Genomic DNA, 18,903 nt, shown 5'->3' on the forward strand with positions numbered 1-18,903 from the left:
CCTGGTTGCGGCACGCCCGGGACAGCGGCCTCGCGCCGCTACAGCGCTTCGCTCGCAACCTGCGCAAATACGCCCGAGGCATCCTCGCCAGTGCCAACTTCCATATGCATACCAGCGTCCTTGAGGGTGTCAACAACCGCATCAAGGTGATCAAGCGTATGGCCTATGGTTTTCGGGACTCGGAATACTTTTTCCTGAAAATCAAGGCTGCCTTCCCCGGGAAAGCGCGATGAACCAAAAAAAAGGCCGATCATCTGATCGGCCTTTTTCATTCCACACCTTACATATGGCTGATCATCGCGTCGCCAAATTGCGAGCATGACATCAACTGGGCGCCCTCCATGAGACGCTCGAAGTCGTAGGTGACGGTCTTGGCGGCGATAGCGCTCTCGGTCGACTTGATGATCAGGTCTGCCGCTTCCACCCAACCCATATGGCGCAGCATCATCTCAGCCGAGAGAATCAGCGAGCCCGGATTGACCTTGTCCTGACCGGCGTACTTCGGCGCGGTACCGTGCGTAGCTTCGAACATGGCGACCGTGTCAGAAAGGTTTGCCCCGGGGGCAATACCGATACCGCCGACCTCAGCGGCAAGCGCGTCGGACAGGTAGTCACCGTTCAGGTTGAGTGTTGCGATGACGTCGTACTCGGCCGGGCGCAGCAGTATCTGCTGAAGCATGGCATCGGCGATGGCGTCCTTGACTACTATGTTCTTGCCGGTGTTAGGGTTCTTGAACTGCATCCAAGGCCCGCCATCCAGCATCTCGGCGCCAAACTCGTCGCGGGCCACTTCATAGCCCCACTCCTTGAAGGCACCCTCGGTGAACTTCATGATGTTGCCCTTGTGGACAATTGTGACGGAGCTGCGGTCATTGTCGACGGCGTACTGCAACGCCTTGCGAACGAGACGCTTCGTACCTTCCAGTGAAACCGGCTTGACCCCAATTCCGCAGTTTTCGGTAAAACGGATCTTCTTGACGCCCATTTCCTCGGTAAGGAACTTGATGACCTTCTCCGCTTCCGGGGAGCCTGCCTTCCACTCGACACCGGCGTAGATGTCTTCGGAGTTCTCCCGGAAGATCACCATATCCACGTCGCCCGGCTTCTTGACCGGGCTCGGCACACCGGTGAACCAGCGAACCGGACGCTGGCAGACATAGAGATCAAGCTCCTGGCGCAACGCAACGTTCAAGGAGCGGATGCCACCGCCGACCGGAGTGGTCAGGGGGCCTTTGATCGACACGACGTAATCGCGGACAGCTTCGAGGGTTTCCTTCGGCAGCCAGGTGTCCTGATCGTAGACCTGCGTAGCCTTCTCGCCCGCGTAGATCTCCATCCAGGCAATCTTGCGCTTGCCGCCATAGGCCTTCTGAACAGCGGCATCCACGACCTTGATCATCACCGGGCTGATGTCGACGCCGATACCGTCCCCTTCTATATAAGGGATGATCGGGTTGTCGGGGACGTTCAGGGTGTTATCGGCGTTAACGGTAATTTTGTCACCGCTGGATGGCACCTGGATCTTTTGGTATCCCATGCTGGACTCCGTCTTCGTGGTTAGACATCGATCATCTTTGAGGGTAACCCACTCGAATTGCCTGAAACTACATGTTCGTTCGTCGTATGCGCAATGCCGTTCTGCCCGAGGCTGGCTCGATGGTATACTGCCGCGATGACTCACAAGTCATAAGGGACGAACCTGTCTTGTACAAGTCCCGCCCCTTGAAACCTCAGAGTCGCTACCGCGGCTCGGCGGTTCAAATGCTCGACACTCTATTGGTGCATCCATCATCACCGCGGCGAATCCCCCTTCTGGTTTCATCTAGACGGAGAGCCAGAGCGCCTACCCGGCGCACTCGGGATTCTGTGCACGCCCTGCAAGAAGAGAGTTATCGCTAAATGTCCACCCCTTCGAAGATCATCTATACCTTCACCGACGAAGCCCCTGCGCTGGCTACCTATTCGCTTCTTCCTATTGTAGAAGCCTTCGCCGCCTCCGCTGACATAGCCGTCGAAACACGCGACATCTCTCTTGCAGGGCGCATTCTTGCGAGCTTTGCCGACCAGCTCGACGCTGACAAGAAAGTCGACGACGACCTGGCCAAGCTTGCCGAGCTGACCGTTCAGCCCGATGCCAACATCATCAAACTGCCCAACATCAGCGCTTCCGTGCCGCAGCTCAAGGCCGCCATCGCCGAATTGCAGGCCCTGGGCTACAACATCCCCAACTTCCCGGAAGACCCGCAGACCGATGCGGAGAAAGACGCACGCGCGCGCTACAGCAAGGTACTCGGCAGCGCCGTGAACCCCGTGCTGCGCGAAGGCAACTCCGACCGCCGCGCTCCGGCCGCCGTGAAAGCCTACGCTCGCAAGCACCCGCACTCGATGGGCAAGTGGAGCAAGGCTTCGCAGTCCCATGCCGACTACATGCGTGGTGGCGACTTCTTCTCCAGCGAGCAGTCGATCACCATGGACAAAGCTGGTGACGTGCGCATTGAGTTCGTCGGCAAGGACGGCAAGGTCGAGGTCAAGAAGCAGCTGTCTCTGCAGGAAGGCGAAGTGCTCGACGGCATGTTCATGAGCTGCAACAAGCTGCGCGCCTTCTTCGAAGACACCCTGCAGGACTGCAAGGAAACCGGCGTGATGTGGTCCCTGCACGTCAAGGCCACCATGATGAAGATCTCGCACCCGATCGTCTTCGGTCATGCGGTCAGCGTTTACTACAAGGATGTGTTCGACAAGTACGGCGAGCTGTTCAAGGAACTGGGCGTCAACCCGAACAACGGTATCAGCAGCGTCTACGACAAGATCAAGTCGCTGCCGGTCTCGCAGCAGGAAGAAATCCTGCATGACATCCATGAGGTTTACAGCCACCGCCCTGAAATGGCGATGGTCGACTCGGTCAAGGGCATCACCAACCTGCACATCCCGAGCGACGTCATTGTCGACGCCTCGATGCCGGCGATGATCCGTAACTCCGGTCAGATGTGGGGCAAGGACGGCAAGCAGAAGGACACCAAAGCGGTAATGCCGGAGAGCACCTATGCCCGCATTTACCAGGAGATGATCAACTTCTGCAAAACCAACGGCGCCTTCGACCCGGTCACCATGGGCAGCGTCCCGAACGTCGGCCTGATGGCACAGAAAGCCGAGGAATACGGTTCGCACGACAAGACCTTCGAGATGCAGGCCGACGGCACCATGCGCGTCGTTCTGGCCGACGGCACCGTGCTGATGCAGCACGAAGTCGAGAAAGGCGACATCTGGCGCGCCTGCCAGACCAAAGACGCTCCGATCCGCGACTGGGTCAAGCTGGCCGTGACCCGTGCTCGCCAGTCGAACACCCCGGCAGTCTTCTGGCTTGACCCGGAGCGCGCCCATGATCGTCAGTTGCAGAACAAGGTCGAAACCTACCTCAAGGATCACGACCTGAGCGGTCTGGACATCCGCATCATGGATTACAACGAAGCCATCCGCGTCAGCATGGAGCGCATGATTCGTGGCCAGGACACCATTTCGGTGACCGGCAACGTTCTGCGTGACTACCTGACCGACCTGTTCCCAATCATGGAGCTGGGCACTTCGGCCAAGATGCTCTCAATCGTTCCGCTGATGGCGGGCGGCGGCATGTACGAAACCGGCGCCGGCGGCTCCGCGCCGAAGCACGTGCAGCAGCTGGTCGAAGAGAACTACCTGCGCTGGGATTCGCTGGGTGAGTTCCTGGCACTGGCGGTATCCCTGGAAGAAACCGGCATCAAGACCGACAACATCAAGGCCAAGATCCTCGGCAAGACCCTTGACCAGGCCACCGGCAAACTGTTGGATAACAACAAGTCACCGGCGCGCAAGGTTGGTCAGCTGGACAACCGCGGCAGCCACTTCTACCTGGCTCTGTACTGGGCGCAAGCTCTGGCCGCGCAGGACGAAGACGCCGAACTGAAGGCCCACTTCACCCCGCTGGCCAAGCAGTTGACCGAGCAGGAAGCGACCATCGTCGCCGAACTGGCCGAGGTGCAAGGCAAGCCGGTGGATATCGGTGGCTACTACCGCTCCAATCCGGAACTGACCAGCAAGGTGATGCGCCCCAGCGCAACCTTCAACGCAGCCCTGGCCGCGCTGAACGCCTGAATCGACGCTTGAGTGTTATCACGAACCCCGGCCTGGTGCCGGGGTTCGTGCTTTCTGAACGGAGGTGACTGTTATCATCCCGTCATTTACACAAGGCAGCTCTTATGGACTGGCAACCGCATATTACCGTCGCGACCGTTATCGAAGACCAGGGGCGCTTTCTGTTGGTAGAAGAGCTCAAGGCGGGCCGACTCGTACTCAATCAGCCTGCTGGGCATCTCGAAGCCAATGAGAATCTGCGCCAGGCGGCTGTACGGGAAACCCTCGAAGAAACCGGCTGGGAGGTCGAGCTCATTGGCGTTGTGGGAATTTATCTGTACACCGCGCCCAGCAATGGCGTGACCTATCAGCGCGTATGCTTCGCCGCCAGAGCCCTGCAGCATGATCCGCAGCGTCATCTCGACGAGGGCATTGTCGCGGCTCGGTGGCTGAGCCGCGACGAGCTGGAGGCGCAACCTGAACGCTGGCGCAGCGAACTGGTGCCCCGCTGCATCGATGATTATCTGACCGGGCCGCTGCATTCGCTTGACGTGATTCGCAACTGAACGCGGCTTCGTCATGCCTGCTGCAGCCTGATAGAATTCCGCCCCTTTGCAGAGCCTCAGCGTGTTCCTATGTCTGTAACCACCCTCACCGCCCCGGAAAAAACACGTGTCATCGTCGGCATGTCCGGCGGAGTGGACTCTTCCGTTTCCGCCCTCCTGCTGCTCGAGCAGGGCTATCAGGTCGAAGGCCTGTTCATGAAGAACTGGGAAGAGGACGACGGCACGGAATACTGCACCGCCAAGGAAGACTTGGCCGACGCCCAAGCGGTGTGCGACCGGATCGGCATCAAGCTGCATACGGCGAACTTTGCAGCCGAATACTGGGACAACGTCTTCGAACACTTCCTTGCCGAATACAAGGCAGGACGCACGCCGAACCCGGACATCCTTTGCAACCGGGAGATCAAGTTCAAAGCCTTTCTCGACTACGCATTGATGCTAGGGGCGGACCTCATCGCGACCGGCCATTACGTGCGTCGTCGCGACGTGAATGATCGTAGCGAGCTGCTCAAAGGGCTGGACCCGAACAAGGATCAGAGCTACTTCCTGCATGCGGTCGGCGGTGAACAGCTGAGCAAGACGCTGTTTCCTGTCGGCGAGCTGGAAAAGCCCGAAGTGCGGGCGATCGCCGAAAAGTACGGGCTTGCCACGGCGAAGAAAAAGGATTCCACCGGCATCTGCTTCATCGGCGAAAGGCGCTTCAGCGACTTTCTCAAGCAATATCTTCCGGCCCAGCCCGGCAATATCGAAACCATCGATGGTGAAGTGATCGGCCGTCATCACGGCTTGATGTATCACACCATCGGTCAACGCCAGGGCTTGGGCATCGGTGGCCTCAAGGATGCTTCCGACGAGCCCTGGTACGTGCTGAGCAAGGACCTGCAGCGCAACGTGCTGGTGGTCGGCCAGGGCAACGATCATCCGTGGTTGTTCTCGCGCGCGTTGCTGGCATCGGAAATCTACTGGGTGAACCCCATCGACCTCAGCGCTCCGCTCCAGCTGACCGCCAAGGTCCGCTATCGCCAGAGCGATCAGGCCTGCACGCTGGAAAAGACGGCAGACGGCTATCGTGCCGTCTTCGAAGCGCCACAACGGGCGGTGACACCGGGCCAGTCGGTCGTGTTCTACGACGGCGAAGTCTGCCTTGGCGGCGGCGTGATCGAGCAGGCCGAACCCTGGTTCGAGGGTCGAGCATGAATACGCTCGACGAACAACTGATTGCACTCGGCGCAGTGTTCGAAGCCGCAACATTGGTGGACCGCATCGCTCGCACCGGCCAGGTTCCGAACGCCTCGCTCGGCTGCATGCTGGGCAGCCTGCTGGCCCGCAATCCGGAAACCACACTGGAAATCTACGGCGGTGATGACCTCAATCTGCGTGATGGCTATCGCGCTCTGGTCGGTGCCTTGGAGCGCGACAGCAGCGCACTGCAGCGAGAACCACTGCGTTACGCACTGGCGATGATCGGTCTGGAGCGCCAGCTGGACAAGCGCGACGACATGCTTCAGGTCATTGGCAGCCGTCTGGATCAGATTCAACAGCAGGTCGAGCACTTCGGCATCACCCACGAAAATGTCGTGGCCTCGTTCGGCGGTTTGTACCAGGACACCCTGAGCACATTTCGCCAGCGCATTCAGGTTCAAGGCGACATGCGCCACCTGCAGCAGACGGACAATGCAGCCAAGATTCGCGCCCTGCTGCTCTCCGGAATTCGCTCGGCACGTCTGTGGCGCCAGCTCGGCGGGCACCGTTGGCAATTGATCTTCAGCCGCCGCAAGCTGCTCGATGCGCTCTATCCACGGCTGCGCTCGACCCAGGATGACGACCGCTAACGGTGGCGAATGTACCGGGCCCGCCCGGTCCATTCGTGTATAATCTGCGCCCTCTTTTCGTTGCCTGACTGTCCGAGAATGCCATCTATGCAGCTTTCCTCGCTCACGGCGGTTTCCCCCGTCGACGGCCGCTACGCCGGCAAAACCAGCGCCCTGCGCCCGATCTTCAGCGAATTCGGCCTGATTCGCTGCCGCGTTCAGGTCGAAGTCCGCTGGCTCCAGCGCCTGGCAGCCCACCCAGGCATTCCGGAAGTCCCCCCCTTCTCCGCCGAAGCCAACTCGGTGCTGAACCAGCTGGCCGAGAACTTCCAGCTGGAGCACGCCGAGCGCGTGAAGGAATTCGAGCGAACCACCAACCATGACGTAAAAGCCGTCGAGTACCTGCTCAAGGAGCAGGCCAAGCAGCTGCCGGAACTGGCCAAGGTCAACGAATTCATCCACTTCGCCTGCACCAGCGAAGATATCAACAACCTCTCCCACGCGCTGATGCTGCGTGAAGGCCGCGACAGCGTTCTGCTGCCGCTGATGCGCCAGCTTGCCGAATCGATCCGCAGCCTGGCCGTGCAATTCGCTGACGTACCGATGCTCTCGCGTACGCATGGCCAGCCGGCGTCGCCGACGACACTCGGCAAGGAGCTGGCGAACGTGGTGTACCGTCTGGAGCGCCAGATCGCCCAGGTCGCCGCCGTTCCGCTGCTGGGCAAGATCAACGGCGCAGTGGGCAACTATAACGCCCACCTGAGCGCCTATCCCGAGATCGACTGGGAAGCCAACGCCCGCGAGTTCATCGAAGGCGACCTCGGCCTGACATGGAACCCCTACACCACGCAGATCGAGCCGCACGACTACATTGCCGAACTGTTCGATGCCATCGCCCGGTTCAACACCATCCTCATCGATTTCGACCGCGACGTCTGGGGCTACATCGCGCTCGGTTACTTCAAGCAGAAGACCGTTGCTGGCGAGATCGGCTCGTCGACCATGCCGCACAAGGTCAATCCGATCGACTTCGAGAACTCCGAAGGCAACCTGGGTATCGCCAATGCACTGTTCCAGCACCTGGCCAGCAAGCTCCCGATCTCCCGCTGGCAGCGTGACCTGACCGACTCCACCGTGCTGCGCAATCTTGGCGTCGGCTTTGCCCACAGCGTCATAGCCTACGAAGCGAGCCTCAAGGGTATCGGCAAGCTGGAGCTCAACATCGCCCGCATCGCCGAAGACCTCGACGCGTGCTGGGAAGTGCTGGCCGAACCGGTACAGACGGTCATGCGCCGCTACGCCGTGGAAAACGCCTACGAAAAACTGAAGGACCTGACCCGCGGCAAAGGCATTACGCCCGAAGCCCTGCAGTCTTTCATCGACGGTCTGGATATTCCTGCCGAAGCAAAGGCCGAACTACGCAAATTGACGCCGGCCAACTACATCGGCAACGCCGTTGCCCAGGCCAAGCGCATCTGAGTACGACCATGTATGCACGCCCGGCTGTGCCGGGCGTTTTTATTTTCAGCTCTGTATATAGAGCAAGGTATTACGCATGACTTCTGATATTCCACTTCAAATTCTGGGCGGCATCAGCTCCCGGGAATTTCTGCGCGACTACTGGCAGAAGAGACCGCTGCTCATTCGCCAGGCCATCCCAGACTTTCAGAGCCCCATCTCGCCGGACGAACTGGCCGGCCTTTCGCTGGAAGAGGAAGTCGAATCCCGCCTGATCATCGAGCACGGCGAAAGCCCCTGGGAGTTGCGTCGCGGTCCCTTTGCCGAAGACACCTACCAGCAGCTGCCCGAGCGTGACTGGACCCTGCTGGTCCAGGCCGTCGACCAGCTGGTACCGGAAGTCGCCGATCTGATCGAGCACTTCCGCTTCCTTCCCAACTGGCGCATCGACGATGTGATGATTAGCTATGCCGCACCGGGCGGCGGTGTCGGCCCGCATTTCGACAACTACGACGTATTCCTGCTGCAGGCGCATGGTCAGCGCCGCTGGCGCATCGGGCAGATGTGCGACAGCGAAAGCCCGATGCTGACCCACGGCGATCTACGCATCCTGGCCGAATTCGAAGGCACCGATGAATGGGTGCTGGAACCCGGTGACATGCTTTACCTTCCGCCACGCCTGGCCCACTTCGGCACCGCAGAGGATGCCTGCATGACCTATTCGGTCGGTTTCCGTGCCCCTAGCGCTGCCGAGGTACTGACCCATTTCACCGACTTCCTGGCGCAGTTCCTGCCGGACGAGGATCGTTACAGCGACGCCGATCTGCAACCGAGCGACGACCCCTACCAGATCCAGAGCGACGCACTGGACCGATTGAAAGCGCTGCTTGCCGAGCACATGAGCGACGAGCGTTTGTTGCTCACCTGGTTCGGCCAGTTCATGACCGAGCCGCGCTATCCGGAGCGCGTGGAGGGGCCTGAGCTGGATGAGATCGATCTGCGCTCGGCAATCGAAGATGGCGCCCTGCTGGTCCGCAACCCGGCGGCACGCGTGGCCTGGAGCGAAGTCGACATCGGCCTGCTACTGTTCGCCAGTGGCCAGAGTCGCCTGCTTCCCTCTAAGCTGCGCGAACTGTTGAAACTGATCTGCTCGGCTGATGCGTTGCACGCCGATAACATCGGCGACTGGCTGAGCGACGACGATGGCCGGGGGCTTTTGTGCGAACTGGTCAAACAAGGAAGTCTGGAGTTTGCTGATGAATAGCGTTCAGGTACGGATCGCCGACTGGCAGCAGGACAACGCCGAACTGCGGCGCATTCGGGAGGCCGTGTTCATTGCCGAGCAGGCCGTTCCGCCCGAGCAGGAGTGGGATGCCGACGATAGCGAAGCCGTGCATTTTCTCGCCCTCGAGGGCGACTATCCGATCGGTACCGCACGGTTGCTGGCCGACGGGCAGATTGGCCGGGTAGCAGTCCTGCGCGACTGGCGCGGCATGAACGTGGGCGATGCGCTGATGCGCGCCGTCCTTGCGGAGGCGGAGCGCCGGGGCCTGACGGAGCAGACACTGACTGCGCAGGTTCACGCCACCGCCTTCTATGAGCGACTTGGTTTTGAAGTGGTCAGCGACGAGTTTCTCGAAGCTGGAATCCCCCACGTCGACATGCTCCGCCGGAGCCACTGAGCCGTATGAGCGACAGCGCCCCTGACGAAAGTTGCGATCAGGCCGAACTCCCGGCCATAGACTTTCACTCTCCGGGGCGTTTTGCCGTTCACAACCCCCAAGCCGACCTTCCCGAGCCTCTCGCTTGGAGAGCGGCCACCTTTGAGCTTGGACAGGACACCGAACTGCAACGCTTCAGCGAACCCAACGAGGTTCGCCAGCATGCTTTGGCCATGCTGCAGCAGGCGACTCGCTCGCTGTGCATCTACAGCACGGATCTGGAACCCTGGCTTTATCATCACAGCAGCGTTCAGCAGGCTTGCACTCGCCTACTGCTGGCCCACCCGCGCAACCGCCTGCGTATCTTGATCGGCGACCCGACACGAGCGATCAAAGAAGGCCACCGTCTTCTGCAGCTTGCTCGGCGATTGACCAGCAATGTACATATCCGCAAGCTGAACCCCGATTATCCCGAGCAGAGCGGCGCCTATCTGATCGCCGATGATTGTGGTCTGCTGCAACGCCCCAAGGCTGACCAATACGCTGGCTATGCCCTGTACCACGACCTCGCCCGGGTGCGCATACGCCAAGCGGAATTCGACAAGGCCTGGGAACATGGATTAGCGGATGCAAACCTGCGGAGTTTTCTGCTATGAGCCCTCGAATCTTTCTGCTGTCCGTTGCTGTCAGCATCTGTCTTCCGTTGCAAGCGGCGACCGAAGTCATTCAGCTCGACAACCGCATGGCCGAAGACGTTATTCCCGTAGCGGAGTCGGTGCTCGGTGGTCAGGGACGGGTCACAGCCTACGGCAGCCAGCTGATCGTCAATGCACCGGACGCGCTCATCAGCGAACTGCGGCAGGTGATCGATCAGCTGGACGTCGAGCCCAAGCGTCTGCTCATCAGTGTCGATACTCAGGACTCGGCCAGCAGCTCCGCAGGCGGTTATCAGGTGGACGGCTCGGTACGCTCCGGCGACGTGGAGTTTGAAACCGGACGCGGAGAGATTGGTGGGCGTGATCGGGTGCGAATCATCCGCCGCAGCACGAACAGCAGGGATGGCGGCGTTCAGCAGGTTCAGGCCAGCGAGGGTTATCCGGCGCTGATTCAGGTGGGCCAGAGTGTGCCGCTGACCACCCAGGACACAGATGGCTACGGCCAGATCTACCAGCAGACGCAATATCGCGACGTTCTCCGCGGCTTCTACGCCACCGCCACAGTGCACGGCGACCGGGTGCAAGTCACCATAGGCAGTACCCGAGACCGGCTTGCGCAAGGCCGTGGTGGCGTGGTGGAGGTTCAGAACGCGGACACTCGGGTAAGCGGTCGTATCGGTGAATGGATCACCATCGGCGGCGTCGATGAAAGCGCGAGCTCCGAGCAGCAAGGCACGTTACGTCGCTATTCCACCCAAGGCGGCCAGAACCTGTCGATGCGCCTCAAGGTCGATGTTCTGGACTGAACATCAGCAGGTCCCTGACAGCCACGCCACGATGTAGTGCCCCAAAGAAAACACTACAAAACGATTGACGATGCAATTTCAGCGGAGCATTATTGCCCCGCTCCCGCTAACCAGGGGCCCTGGCAAGGGTCTCCGGGGCGTGCTCAAGCCAACCAGCCGAGCCGTTCCGTGACTGTACTGCCCACAAGGCGGACTGACGAGGTTGCGACTGGAACGAGTCGTCCTGAGGGACGGGGTAGCGATTGACGCATCAGCCAGACTGAAGCTTCTCGTTGTTGTAGCGCACACGGCAGCCACGCCGGCTGTGGGCGCAGCAACCGGAACCAGCCCGGCGGTCGTATCCCCCCTTCTCTTGGTTCAATCCTCGTCCCGGTCGATATTTCGACGCTCTGCCGCGTGTTGCCCGCAATGATCAGCGATAGCACGTAGGTTTCGGTGGGAAAAGTCGGTGCTCAACCACACTCATTTTTGAAGGATTGAACATGTCCGCATATCAAGACGACATCAAGGCCGTTGCCGCCCTGAAAGAGCAATACGGCAGCAGCTGGGCCGCCATCAACCCTGAGTCCGTCGCTCGCATGCGCGCCCAGAACCGCTTCAAGACCGGTCTGGAAATCGCTCAGTACACCGCCGACATCATGCGCAAGGATATGGCCGAGTACGACGCCGACTCGTCCGTCTACACGCAGTCCCTCGGTTGCTGGCACGGCTTCATCGGTCAGCAGAAGCTGATCTCCATCAAGAAGCACCTGAAGACCACCAACAAGCGTTATCTCTACCTGTCCGGCTGGATGGTTGCTGCCCTGCGTTCCGAGTTCGGCCCGCTGCCGGACCAGTCCATGCACGAGAAGACTGCCGTCTCCGACCTGATCGAGGAGCTGTACACCTTCCTGCGTCAGGCTGACAGCCGCGAACTGGACCTGCTCTTCACCGCCCTGGATGCTGCTCGTGAAGCTGGCGACAACGCCAAGGCTGCCGACATTCAGAATCAGATCGATAACTACGAAACCCACATCGTACCGATCATCGCAGACATCGACGCTGGCTTCGGTAACCCGGAAGCCACCTACCTGCTGGCCAAGCGCATGATCGAAGCAGGCGCTTGCTGCATCCAGATCGAAAACCAGGTATCCGACGAGAAGCAGTGCGGCCACCAGGACGGTAAAGTGACCGTTCCCCACGCCGACTTCCTCGCCAAGATCGCCGCCGTTCGCTACGCCTTCCTCGAGCTGGGCATCGACAACGGCGTGATCGTTGCGCGTACCGACTCCCTGGGTGCCGGCCTGACCAAGCAGATCGCCGTCACCAAAGAGCCGGGCGACCTGGGCGACCTGTACAACTCCTTCCTGGATTGCGAAGAAGTTTCCGAAGCCGCACTGGGCAACGGCGATGTCGTCATCAAGCGCGAAGGCAAGCTGCTGCGTCCGAAGCGTCTGCCGTCCAACCTGTTCCAGTTCCGTGCTGGCACCGGTGAAGCGCGCTGCGTACTGGACTGCATCACCTCGCTGCAGAACGGTGCTGACCTGCTGTGGATCGAAACCGAGAAGCCGCACGTTGGTCAGATCGCGGCCATGGTTGACGAAATCCGCAAGACCATTCCGAACGCCAAGCTGGTCTACAACAACAGCCCGTCGTTCAACTGGACTCTGAACTTCCGCCAGCAGGTGTTCGACGCGTTCGTCGCCGAAGGCAAGGACGTTTCTGCTTACGACCGCGCCAAGCTGATGAGCGTCGAGTACGACGAAACCGAACTGGCCCAGGTTGCAGACGAGAAGATCCGTACCTTCCAGCGCGACGGTTCGGCTCACGCCGGCATCTTCCACCACCTGATCACCCTGCCGACCTACCACACCGCCGCGCTGTCCACCGACAACCTGGCCAAGGGGTACTTCGCCGACCAGGGTATGCTGGCGTACGTGAAGGGCGTTCAGCGTCAGGAACTGCGTCAGGGCATCGCCTGCGTCAAGCACCAGAACATGGCTGGTTCCGACATCGGCGACAACCACAAGGAGTACTTCGCTGGCGAAGCCGCTCTGAAGGCAAGCGGTAAAGACAACACCATGAACCAGTTCCACTAAGAATCGGTTCGCGGCCCTCACCGGCCGCAGGTGTTAACAAAAAGCCTCGGCATCTGCCGAGGCTTTTTTTTGCGAGCAAGCAGACTGCGTAGACGAGGCGACATTTCGTCGGCACGACCGCTACCTGTCATTCTGTTGTCGCATATCGAATTTAGCGTCATGGCTCCGACAAAAATCGTAATGGAGCTGCGCCGTGACTACTGAGAACAACGACATTTTGTTTGGCAACGGGGACGAGTTGCCCAGTAACCACTCGACGAACCCACACATTCAGGATGTGATCTCTGCTGGCCGTCGAAAGGTAGTGGTTGGCGGCGCAGCCCTGGGAGCCATGGCCTTTCTCGGTACGGCTATTCCCGGACTTGCGCAAGCGGCTGAACCATCCGCGCAAGGACTCAAGGACCTCCCCTTCCGACGCCGTACCCGTCTGCCGTTTTCGCCAGTGACGGTAACGCGAGCCGATGCTATCACCGTTCCCGCTGGCTATTCCGCGACCACTTTCATTCCATGGGGCACCCCGATTACCGGTAGCTACCCGACCTGGATGGAAGACGCGAGCAATAGCGCCGAAGACCAGGCTCAACAAGTCGGCATGCATCACGACGGAATGCATTTCTTCCCGATGAACGCAAAACTCGGCGGGCGCCAGAGCGATCACGGCTTGCTGGTGCTAAATCACGAATACATTCAAGCGCCTCTGCTTCACCCCAACGGCCCGACGGTGGTCGATGGTAAGCGTGTCGATGTCGACGAGGTCCGTAAGGAAATCAACGCCCACGGCGTTTCGGTAGTAGAAATCCGCCGCGGCCCGCGTGGCGATTGGTCGGTCTTGCCGACAGCCCGTAACCGCCGCATAACGGGTGCCACGCCGATGCGCATTGAAGGCCCCGCGCGCGGCCATGCGCTGATGCGCACCCGCTACAGCCCGAGCGGCACCTCAACCCGCGGAACCCTTAACAACTGCGCCAACGGGCATACGCCTTGGGGTACCTACCTCACCTGCGAGGAAAACTGGGCAGGTTACTTCGCCACGGCCGACAGCGACCTACCTCGTGAACTTAGCCGCTATGGTGTGCGCGGCAGCGGTCGTTATGGCTGGGAGACAGTTGCCGGCGATGAGTTCGAGCGCTTCAACGCCTCGCGCATCGCGACCGATCCACAAGCGGATTATCGTAACGAGCCGAACACCTTTGGCTGGATCGTCGAGATAGATCCGTTCGATCCGAACTCAACGCCAGTCAAGCACACGGCCCTCGGCCGTTTCGCCCACGAGGGACTGGTGTTTGCCCCCGTCAGGCCGGGCCGCCCCGTTGTCTGTTATTCCGGCGACGATTCGCAGAACGAATATATCTACAAGTACGTCAGCCGCGACCGCTATCGGCCGCAGCGAAGCGATGGGCGGCTGCTGGACGAGGGGACTCTCTATGTCGCGCGTTTCAACACCGACGGCAGTGGTGACTGGCTCGCTCTCGATCATGCCGATCCGGCCTTCCAGCGGGCCTGCGAGACCGCCGGTGTTCAATTTGCCGATCAAGGTGAAGTCCTGATCAACACCCGTCTGGCCGCCGACATCGTCGGAGCCACCAAGATGGATCGCCCAGAATGGGGGGCGGTTAACCCAGACAGCGGTGAGGTCTACTTCACCCTCACCAACAACAGCGGACGCAAGGAAACCGACGCCTCCAATCCGCGAGCACCAAACGCATTTGGTCACATCATTCGCTGGCGTGAAGCGAGCCGCGACTTTGCAGGCACGCGATTCAACTGGGATATCTATTTGCTTGCCGGGCCGCAGGACAACAGCCGGGGGCCGAAGGGTCGAGCGCTGGATGAAAGCAACATCATGGCCAGCCCGGATGGGTTGTGGTTCGACGACGAGGGTCGACTGTGGATTCAGACTGACATGAGCGGTAGTCAACTGCGCAGCGGGCCGTTTGGTAACAATCAGATGTTGGTTTCCGATCCCAGGACCGGTGAGATCAAACGGTTTCTCGTCGGGCCTCAGGGCGCTGAGGTAACCGGAATCACAGCTACACCGGACTTTCGGACCCTGTTCGTCAACATCCAGCACCCTGGCGAAGACTCGACCGCGACGAACTACACGAGCACGTGGCCGGACGGGCCGGGTCGCAGACCCCGCTCAGCAACCGTCATCGTCACGCGGGACGACGGAAAGCGCCTGATGTAACTGCGGAGGGGGCAAGCCACAAGGCTGGCCCCCCCTATCAATCCACTGACCACACTCAAGGCTCATCTGGTGAGGTGAAAAGACCCCAGGTCGATATGAATAGCGCCGCGACCAGCGGGCCGATCACGAAACCATTCAGTCCGAACAATGCCAGCCCCCCCAGCGTGGAGATAAGCACGACGTAGTCCGGCATCTTTGTATCCTTTCCAACCAGAATGGGCCTAAGGATGTTATCCACCAGGCCGATTACCAGCACACCATAAAGCGTGAGTATCACGCCCTGCCAGATCGCGCCGGTCATCAGGAAATAGATAGCTACCGGCGTCCATATCAGGCCCGCGCCGACAGCGGGCAACAATGACAGGAATGCCATCAGCACGCCCCACAGCAGCGCCCCGGATATCCCGAGCACGGCGAAGATGATTCCGCCGAGCGCTCCTTGGGTAACGGCGACGACAATGTTTCCTTTTACCGTCGCGCGTACGACTCGCGTGAACTTGCTGAACAGGCGCCGCTTCTGAGCATCGCTGAGCGGAATGGCCTTCCTGATACGCGCCACCAGATCACGCCCGTCGCGAATCAAGAAGAACAGCAGGTACAGCATGACAAAGAAGCTGACCAGAAACTGGAACGTCCCCTGGCCAAAACTGAACGCTTTTGTCGCGAGGAATTGACTTCCCTCGAGCGCCCCAGAGGCCAGCCGTTCACGCATGGAATCGAGGTCACCGAAACCGAAGCGCTGAAGCTGCAGCTGGATCGATTGAGGCAGGAGCTCGCGGAAGTTGACGACCCAGCTGCCGATGTCCAGCTCGCCACTTTCGATCTGCTTGTAGAGGATCGCCCCCTCTTGAACCAGCATCCCGGCGATCAGAATCACCGGCAGTACGGCGACCAGCAACGAAACTAGCAAGGTGATCAGAGCTGTCAGGTTGCGTCGCTGGCTAAACCGTCTGTAAAGATAGCGCTGCAAGGGGGCGAAGATGATCGCCAGTATCACCGCCCAGAAGACTGCCCCATAGAACGGCAGCAGGATCCAGCCAAAAGCCAGAGACACCACCACCAGCAGCGCAAGAAAGACCTTCTGCTCGAGCCTCGAATTGTCCATTGTTGACCCTGTCGCTGCGTTTGGTTCTGTTTAGTCAACGAGCGACGGTACGAGTGCGGGCCTGGCAGATGATTCAGTGTCAGGCCGGAGTTAGGCGTACAGCTGACACTGAATTTGATGCGTTACAGCGTCATTGCCGCCAACCAACCAAATGCCAGAAGTGGCAGGTTGTAATGTAGAAACGTCGGCACGACAGTATCCCAGATATGATTGTGCTGGCCGTCCGCATTCAACCCGGCGGTCGGACCGAGAGTGGAGTCGGATGCGGGAGAACCGCCATCGCCCAGAGCACCGGCAGTCCCGACCAGACTGACGATCGCCAACGGACTAAAACCCAGCTCGACACCTAGGGGAACAAAAATCGCGGCAATGATCGGCACTGTGGAAAAAGAAGACCCAATTCCGATGGTTACCAGCAATCCCACCAGGAGCATCAACAGCGCGCCGACAGCCTTGCTGTCGCCGATCCATTGAGTCGAAGCGTCTACCAGCAACTTGACCTCGCCCGTTTCACGCATCACCTCGGCAAAACCAGCGGCCGCGATCATGATGAAGCCAATCATGGCCATCATCTTCATCCCGTCGGTGAACAGGTCATCCGCTTCGCGCCAGCGCACCACGCCGGAAACGGAAAAGATCACGAACCCAGCAAGCGCGCCAAGTATCATCGAGTCCAGCCAAAGCTGAATCACGAAGGCCGCTGCAACTGCGACAGCAGCCACCAGCAGCGTGAGGGGACTGTAGGTCACTGTAGTTTTTTCAAGCTGCTCGACACGCACGAGGTCGTATTCGCGGGGCTTTCGATAGCTATAAAAAGCAATCAGCAATCCCACGAGCATCCCGATTGCGGGGATCAGCATTGCCTGCGTGACTTTGATTCCAGTTACATCCACGCCACTTTTAGCAACGTTTGCCAGCAAGATCTCGTTCAAGAAAATATTGCCGAACCCGACCGGGAGAAACATATACGGGGTAATCAGACCGAACGCGAGCACACATGCAATCAAACGCCTGTCGATCTTCATCTTCGACAGCACAAAAAGCAGCGGGGGAACCAGTAGGGGAATAAATGCGATATGAATAGGAAGGATATTCTGTGATGAAACAGCAACGGCAAGCAGCAAGCCGATCATCATCCACTTAACCGCTCCGCCCCCTTGCGCTCCTTGCTTTCCAACCAAAGCTAGCGCCTTGTCAGCAAGGGCGTGAGCCAACCCGCTTTTTCCAATGGCAACGGCAAACGCACCCAGCAACGCATAAGACAAGGCAACTGTTGCGCCACCGCCTAGCCCCTTGTTGAATGCCGCCAAGCTACCCTCAATTCCCAAGCCACCAATCAAACCGCCAGCCATGGCTCCAGCGATGAGCGCGACCACTACATGCACGCGGCAAAGACTCAGGATCAGCATGATGCCAACAGCCGCAACAACTGCGTTCATTGAACTCTCCATACAAACGACAAACGTCGCGGAAAAAACGCCGTACTCTGCAATAACGGAACTGGGGTGTCAAAAGCAGATCTGCACGATAAGCAACTTACACGTATCTACCTGGGCAACGCGCTGCACGAGAATGCTTTACCCAAATGCCTACTTAGCCCACTTTGTCTGATATAGATGCCAAGCATAGGAATGATCAGACCGCACGCTCTGGGCAATGCTTAATCGCCGCAGTACTCACAACCGCTTGTACAGGTTTCATGAATACGGATACGCGAAAGCTCAGGCAGAAGCGGTTTGAGCTCAGTCCAGATCCATTTCGCAAGATTCTCGCTTGTGGGGTTTTCTAACCCAGGAATATCGTTCAGGTAATTGTGATCCAGCAGCTCATACAACGGCTTGAAGACAGACTTGATTTCACCAAAATCGCGGATCCAGCCCGTATGCGGATCCACCGTACCGCTGATATATAACGCTACCCGGAAAGAATGCCCGTGCAGTCGGCCACATTTGTGTCCCTGCGGTACATTCGGCAAACGATGTGCTGACTCAAACGTAAACTCTTTGAATATTTCCACTAGATAGACTCACAGTCTGGTCGCCAGATTGAGGGGCGATTTTACGCATTTTGACAGCATGGCACATGCATTACACCAGCTGTAGATGCTGGCCGATGAGCGAATGAATGGCTGTGGAAGTGCTGAAGCACTAACGGCACACGGTGAAGCCGGAGAACTGCAAAGGACTACGTGGTTGGTCACCACCGGCTCCAGGCAGACGAAAACAGCACAAGATAACTGCAGTTCAGTTGCACTATCGGCAATTCCAGCACCGCCTTAGCGCCTTGTGCTTTTCTCTGCCCCAAAAGCAAACCCCCGACCAGCTTACGCGGGTCGGGGGTTTGGGAAAGGAGCTTGACGATGACCTACTCTCACATGGGGAGACCCCACACTACCATCGGCGATGCGTCGTTTCACTACTGAGTTCGGGAAGGGATCAGGTGGTTCCAACGCTCTATGGTCGTCAAG

General features: G+C 59.2%; 16 protein-coding genes and 1 rRNA gene. 12 read left to right on the forward strand and 5 right to left on the reverse strand.

Annotation, left to right across the window (positions count from 1 at the left end):
- Positions 1 to 233 (forward strand): transposase (locus IEG05_RS21715; protein ID WP_191121869.1); only part of this gene is annotated, 233 nt, incomplete at its 5' end.
- 47 nt (positions 234 to 280) lie between these two features.
- Here IEG05_RS21715 and icd read toward each other — a convergent pair.
- Positions 281 to 1,537 (reverse strand): NADP-dependent isocitrate dehydrogenase, encoded by a 1,257-nt coding sequence (gene icd, locus IEG05_RS21720; protein ID WP_046618912.1) that lies wholly within the window; start codon positions 1,535 to 1,537, stop codon positions 281 to 283.
- A 362-nt stretch (positions 1,538 to 1,899) separates the two neighbouring features.
- Here icd and IEG05_RS21725 point away from each other — a divergent pair, with 362 nt between their 5' ends.
- The 11 genes from IEG05_RS21725 (at position 1,900) to IEG05_RS21775 (ending at position 15,331) form a co-directional block, all read left to right on the forward strand.
- On the forward strand, positions 1,900 to 4,128 hold the full coding sequence (locus IEG05_RS21725; RefSeq protein WP_046618910.1) for an NADP-dependent isocitrate dehydrogenase: 2,229 nt from the start codon (positions 1,900 to 1,902) through the stop codon (positions 4,126 to 4,128).
- 104 nt (positions 4,129 to 4,232) lie between these two features.
- The gene (locus tag IEG05_RS21730; protein ID WP_046618908.1) at positions 4,233 to 4,673 is read left to right on the forward strand and encodes an NUDIX hydrolase; all 441 of its coding nucleotides are present in this window, start codon (positions 4,233 to 4,235) and stop codon (positions 4,671 to 4,673) included.
- Positions 4,674 to 4,742: 69 nt separating this feature from the next.
- Complete coding sequence (mnmA, locus tag IEG05_RS21735; RefSeq protein ID WP_125898361.1) at positions 4,743 to 5,870, forward strand: tRNA 2-thiouridine(34) synthase MnmA; 1,128 nt, start codon at positions 4,743 to 4,745, stop codon at positions 5,868 to 5,870.
- The gene (gene hflD, locus IEG05_RS21740) at positions 5,867 to 6,505 is read left to right on the forward strand and encodes a high frequency lysogenization protein HflD (RefSeq protein ID WP_046618905.1); all 639 of its coding nucleotides are present in this window, start codon (positions 5,867 to 5,869) and stop codon (positions 6,503 to 6,505) included. The genes mnmA and hflD overlap by 4 nt, the downstream gene beginning before the upstream one ends.
- An 87-nt stretch (positions 6,506 to 6,592) precedes the next feature.
- Entirely contained in the window at positions 6,593 to 7,963 is a 1,371-nt protein-coding gene (gene purB / locus IEG05_RS21745; RefSeq protein ID WP_191122715.1) for an adenylosuccinate lyase, read from the forward strand.
- A gap of 76 nt (positions 7,964 to 8,039) precedes the next feature.
- Complete coding sequence (locus IEG05_RS21750) at positions 8,040 to 9,206, forward strand: ribosomal protein uL16 3-hydroxylase (protein ID WP_191122716.1); 1,167 nt, start codon at positions 8,040 to 8,042, stop codon at positions 9,204 to 9,206.
- Positions 9,199 to 9,624 carry a GNAT family N-acetyltransferase gene (locus IEG05_RS21755; RefSeq protein WP_023446962.1) on the forward strand — a complete coding sequence of 142 codons (426 nt, stop codon included), beginning with the start codon at positions 9,199 to 9,201 and terminating at the stop codon, positions 9,622 to 9,624. Before IEG05_RS21750 ends, IEG05_RS21755 begins: the two co-directional genes overlap by 8 nt.
- A 5-nt stretch (positions 9,625 to 9,629) precedes the next feature.
- Complete coding sequence (locus IEG05_RS21760) at positions 9,630 to 10,259, forward strand: DUF7931 domain-containing protein (RefSeq protein ID WP_191122717.1); 630 nt, start codon at positions 9,630 to 9,632, stop codon at positions 10,257 to 10,259.
- Positions 10,256 to 11,065 carry a secretin N-terminal domain-containing protein gene (locus IEG05_RS21765; RefSeq protein ID WP_191122718.1) on the forward strand — a complete coding sequence of 270 codons (810 nt, stop codon included), beginning with the start codon at positions 10,256 to 10,258 and terminating at the stop codon, positions 11,063 to 11,065. The genes IEG05_RS21760 and IEG05_RS21765 overlap by 4 nt, the downstream gene beginning before the upstream one ends.
- A 482-nt stretch (positions 11,066 to 11,547) precedes the next feature.
- A complete protein-coding gene (locus IEG05_RS21770) occupies positions 11,548 to 13,143 on the forward strand; it encodes an isocitrate lyase (RefSeq protein ID WP_046618897.1) in 1,596 nt (531 codons plus the stop codon).
- A gap of 193 nt (positions 13,144 to 13,336) precedes the next feature.
- Positions 13,337 to 15,331: an alkaline phosphatase PhoX gene (locus IEG05_RS21775; protein ID WP_191122719.1), complete on the forward strand. Its 1,995-nt coding sequence runs from the start codon at positions 13,337 to 13,339 to the stop codon at positions 15,329 to 15,331.
- Positions 15,332 to 15,386: 55 nt separating this feature from the next.
- Here IEG05_RS21775 and IEG05_RS21780 read toward each other — a convergent pair whose 3' ends face one another.
- From IEG05_RS21780 to rrf, 4 genes are all read right to left on the reverse strand, one after another.
- Entirely contained in the window at positions 15,387 to 16,436 is a 1,050-nt protein-coding gene (locus tag IEG05_RS21780) for an AI-2E family transporter (protein ID WP_041013682.1), read from the reverse strand.
- A gap of 122 nt (positions 16,437 to 16,558) precedes the next feature.
- Positions 16,559 to 17,875, reverse strand: coding sequence for a Na+/H+ antiporter family protein (locus tag IEG05_RS21785; protein ID WP_042928853.1), 1,317 nt, complete (start codon positions 17,873 to 17,875; stop codon positions 16,559 to 16,561).
- 221 nt (positions 17,876 to 18,096) lie between these two features.
- Positions 18,097 to 18,453: a 6-carboxytetrahydropterin synthase QueD gene (gene queD / locus IEG05_RS21790; RefSeq protein ID WP_014820063.1), complete on the reverse strand. Its 357-nt coding sequence runs from the start codon at positions 18,451 to 18,453 to the stop codon at positions 18,097 to 18,099.
- 334 nt (positions 18,454 to 18,787) lie between these two features.
- A 5S ribosomal RNA gene (rrf, locus tag IEG05_RS21795) occupies positions 18,788 to 18,903 on the reverse strand.

Source organism: Stutzerimonas kunmingensis, from assembly GCF_014764705.1.
In the GTDB taxonomy this organism is placed as follows: domain Bacteria; phylum Pseudomonadota; class Gammaproteobacteria; order Pseudomonadales; family Pseudomonadaceae; genus Stutzerimonas.

Excerpts from the sequence above, each read along its gene's own strand:
- icd (WP_046618912.1), bottom strand. The coding sequence starts at position 1,537 with ATGGGATACCAAAAGATCCAGGTGCCATCCAGCGGTGACAAAATTACC.
- IEG05_RS21725 (WP_046618910.1), top strand. The coding sequence starts at position 1,900 with ATGTCCACCCCTTCGAAGATCATCTATACCTTCACCGACGAAGCCCCT.
- IEG05_RS21730 (WP_046618908.1), top strand. The coding sequence starts at position 4,233 with ATGGACTGGCAACCGCATATTACCGTCGCGACCGTTATCGAAGACCAG.
- mnmA (WP_125898361.1), top strand. The coding sequence starts at position 4,743 with ATGTCTGTAACCACCCTCACCGCCCCGGAAAAAACACGTGTCATCGTC.
- hflD (WP_046618905.1), top strand. The coding sequence starts at position 5,867 with ATGAATACGCTCGACGAACAACTGATTGCACTCGGCGCAGTGTTCGAA.
- purB (WP_191122715.1), top strand. The coding sequence starts at position 6,593 with ATGCAGCTTTCCTCGCTCACGGCGGTTTCCCCCGTCGACGGCCGCTAC.
- IEG05_RS21750 (WP_191122716.1), top strand. The coding sequence starts at position 8,040 with ATGACTTCTGATATTCCACTTCAAATTCTGGGCGGCATCAGCTCCCGG.
- IEG05_RS21755 (WP_023446962.1), top strand. The coding sequence starts at position 9,199 with ATGAATAGCGTTCAGGTACGGATCGCCGACTGGCAGCAGGACAACGCC.
- IEG05_RS21760 (WP_191122717.1), top strand. The coding sequence starts at position 9,630 with ATGAGCGACAGCGCCCCTGACGAAAGTTGCGATCAGGCCGAACTCCCG.
- IEG05_RS21765 (WP_191122718.1), top strand. The coding sequence starts at position 10,256 with ATGAGCCCTCGAATCTTTCTGCTGTCCGTTGCTGTCAGCATCTGTCTT.
- IEG05_RS21770 (WP_046618897.1), top strand. The coding sequence starts at position 11,548 with ATGTCCGCATATCAAGACGACATCAAGGCCGTTGCCGCCCTGAAAGAG.
- IEG05_RS21780 (WP_041013682.1), bottom strand. The coding sequence starts at position 16,436 with ATGGACAATTCGAGGCTCGAGCAGAAGGTCTTTCTTGCGCTGCTGGTG.
- IEG05_RS21785 (WP_042928853.1), bottom strand. The coding sequence starts at position 17,875 with ATGAACGCAGTTGTTGCGGCTGTTGGCATCATGCTGATCCTGAGTCTT.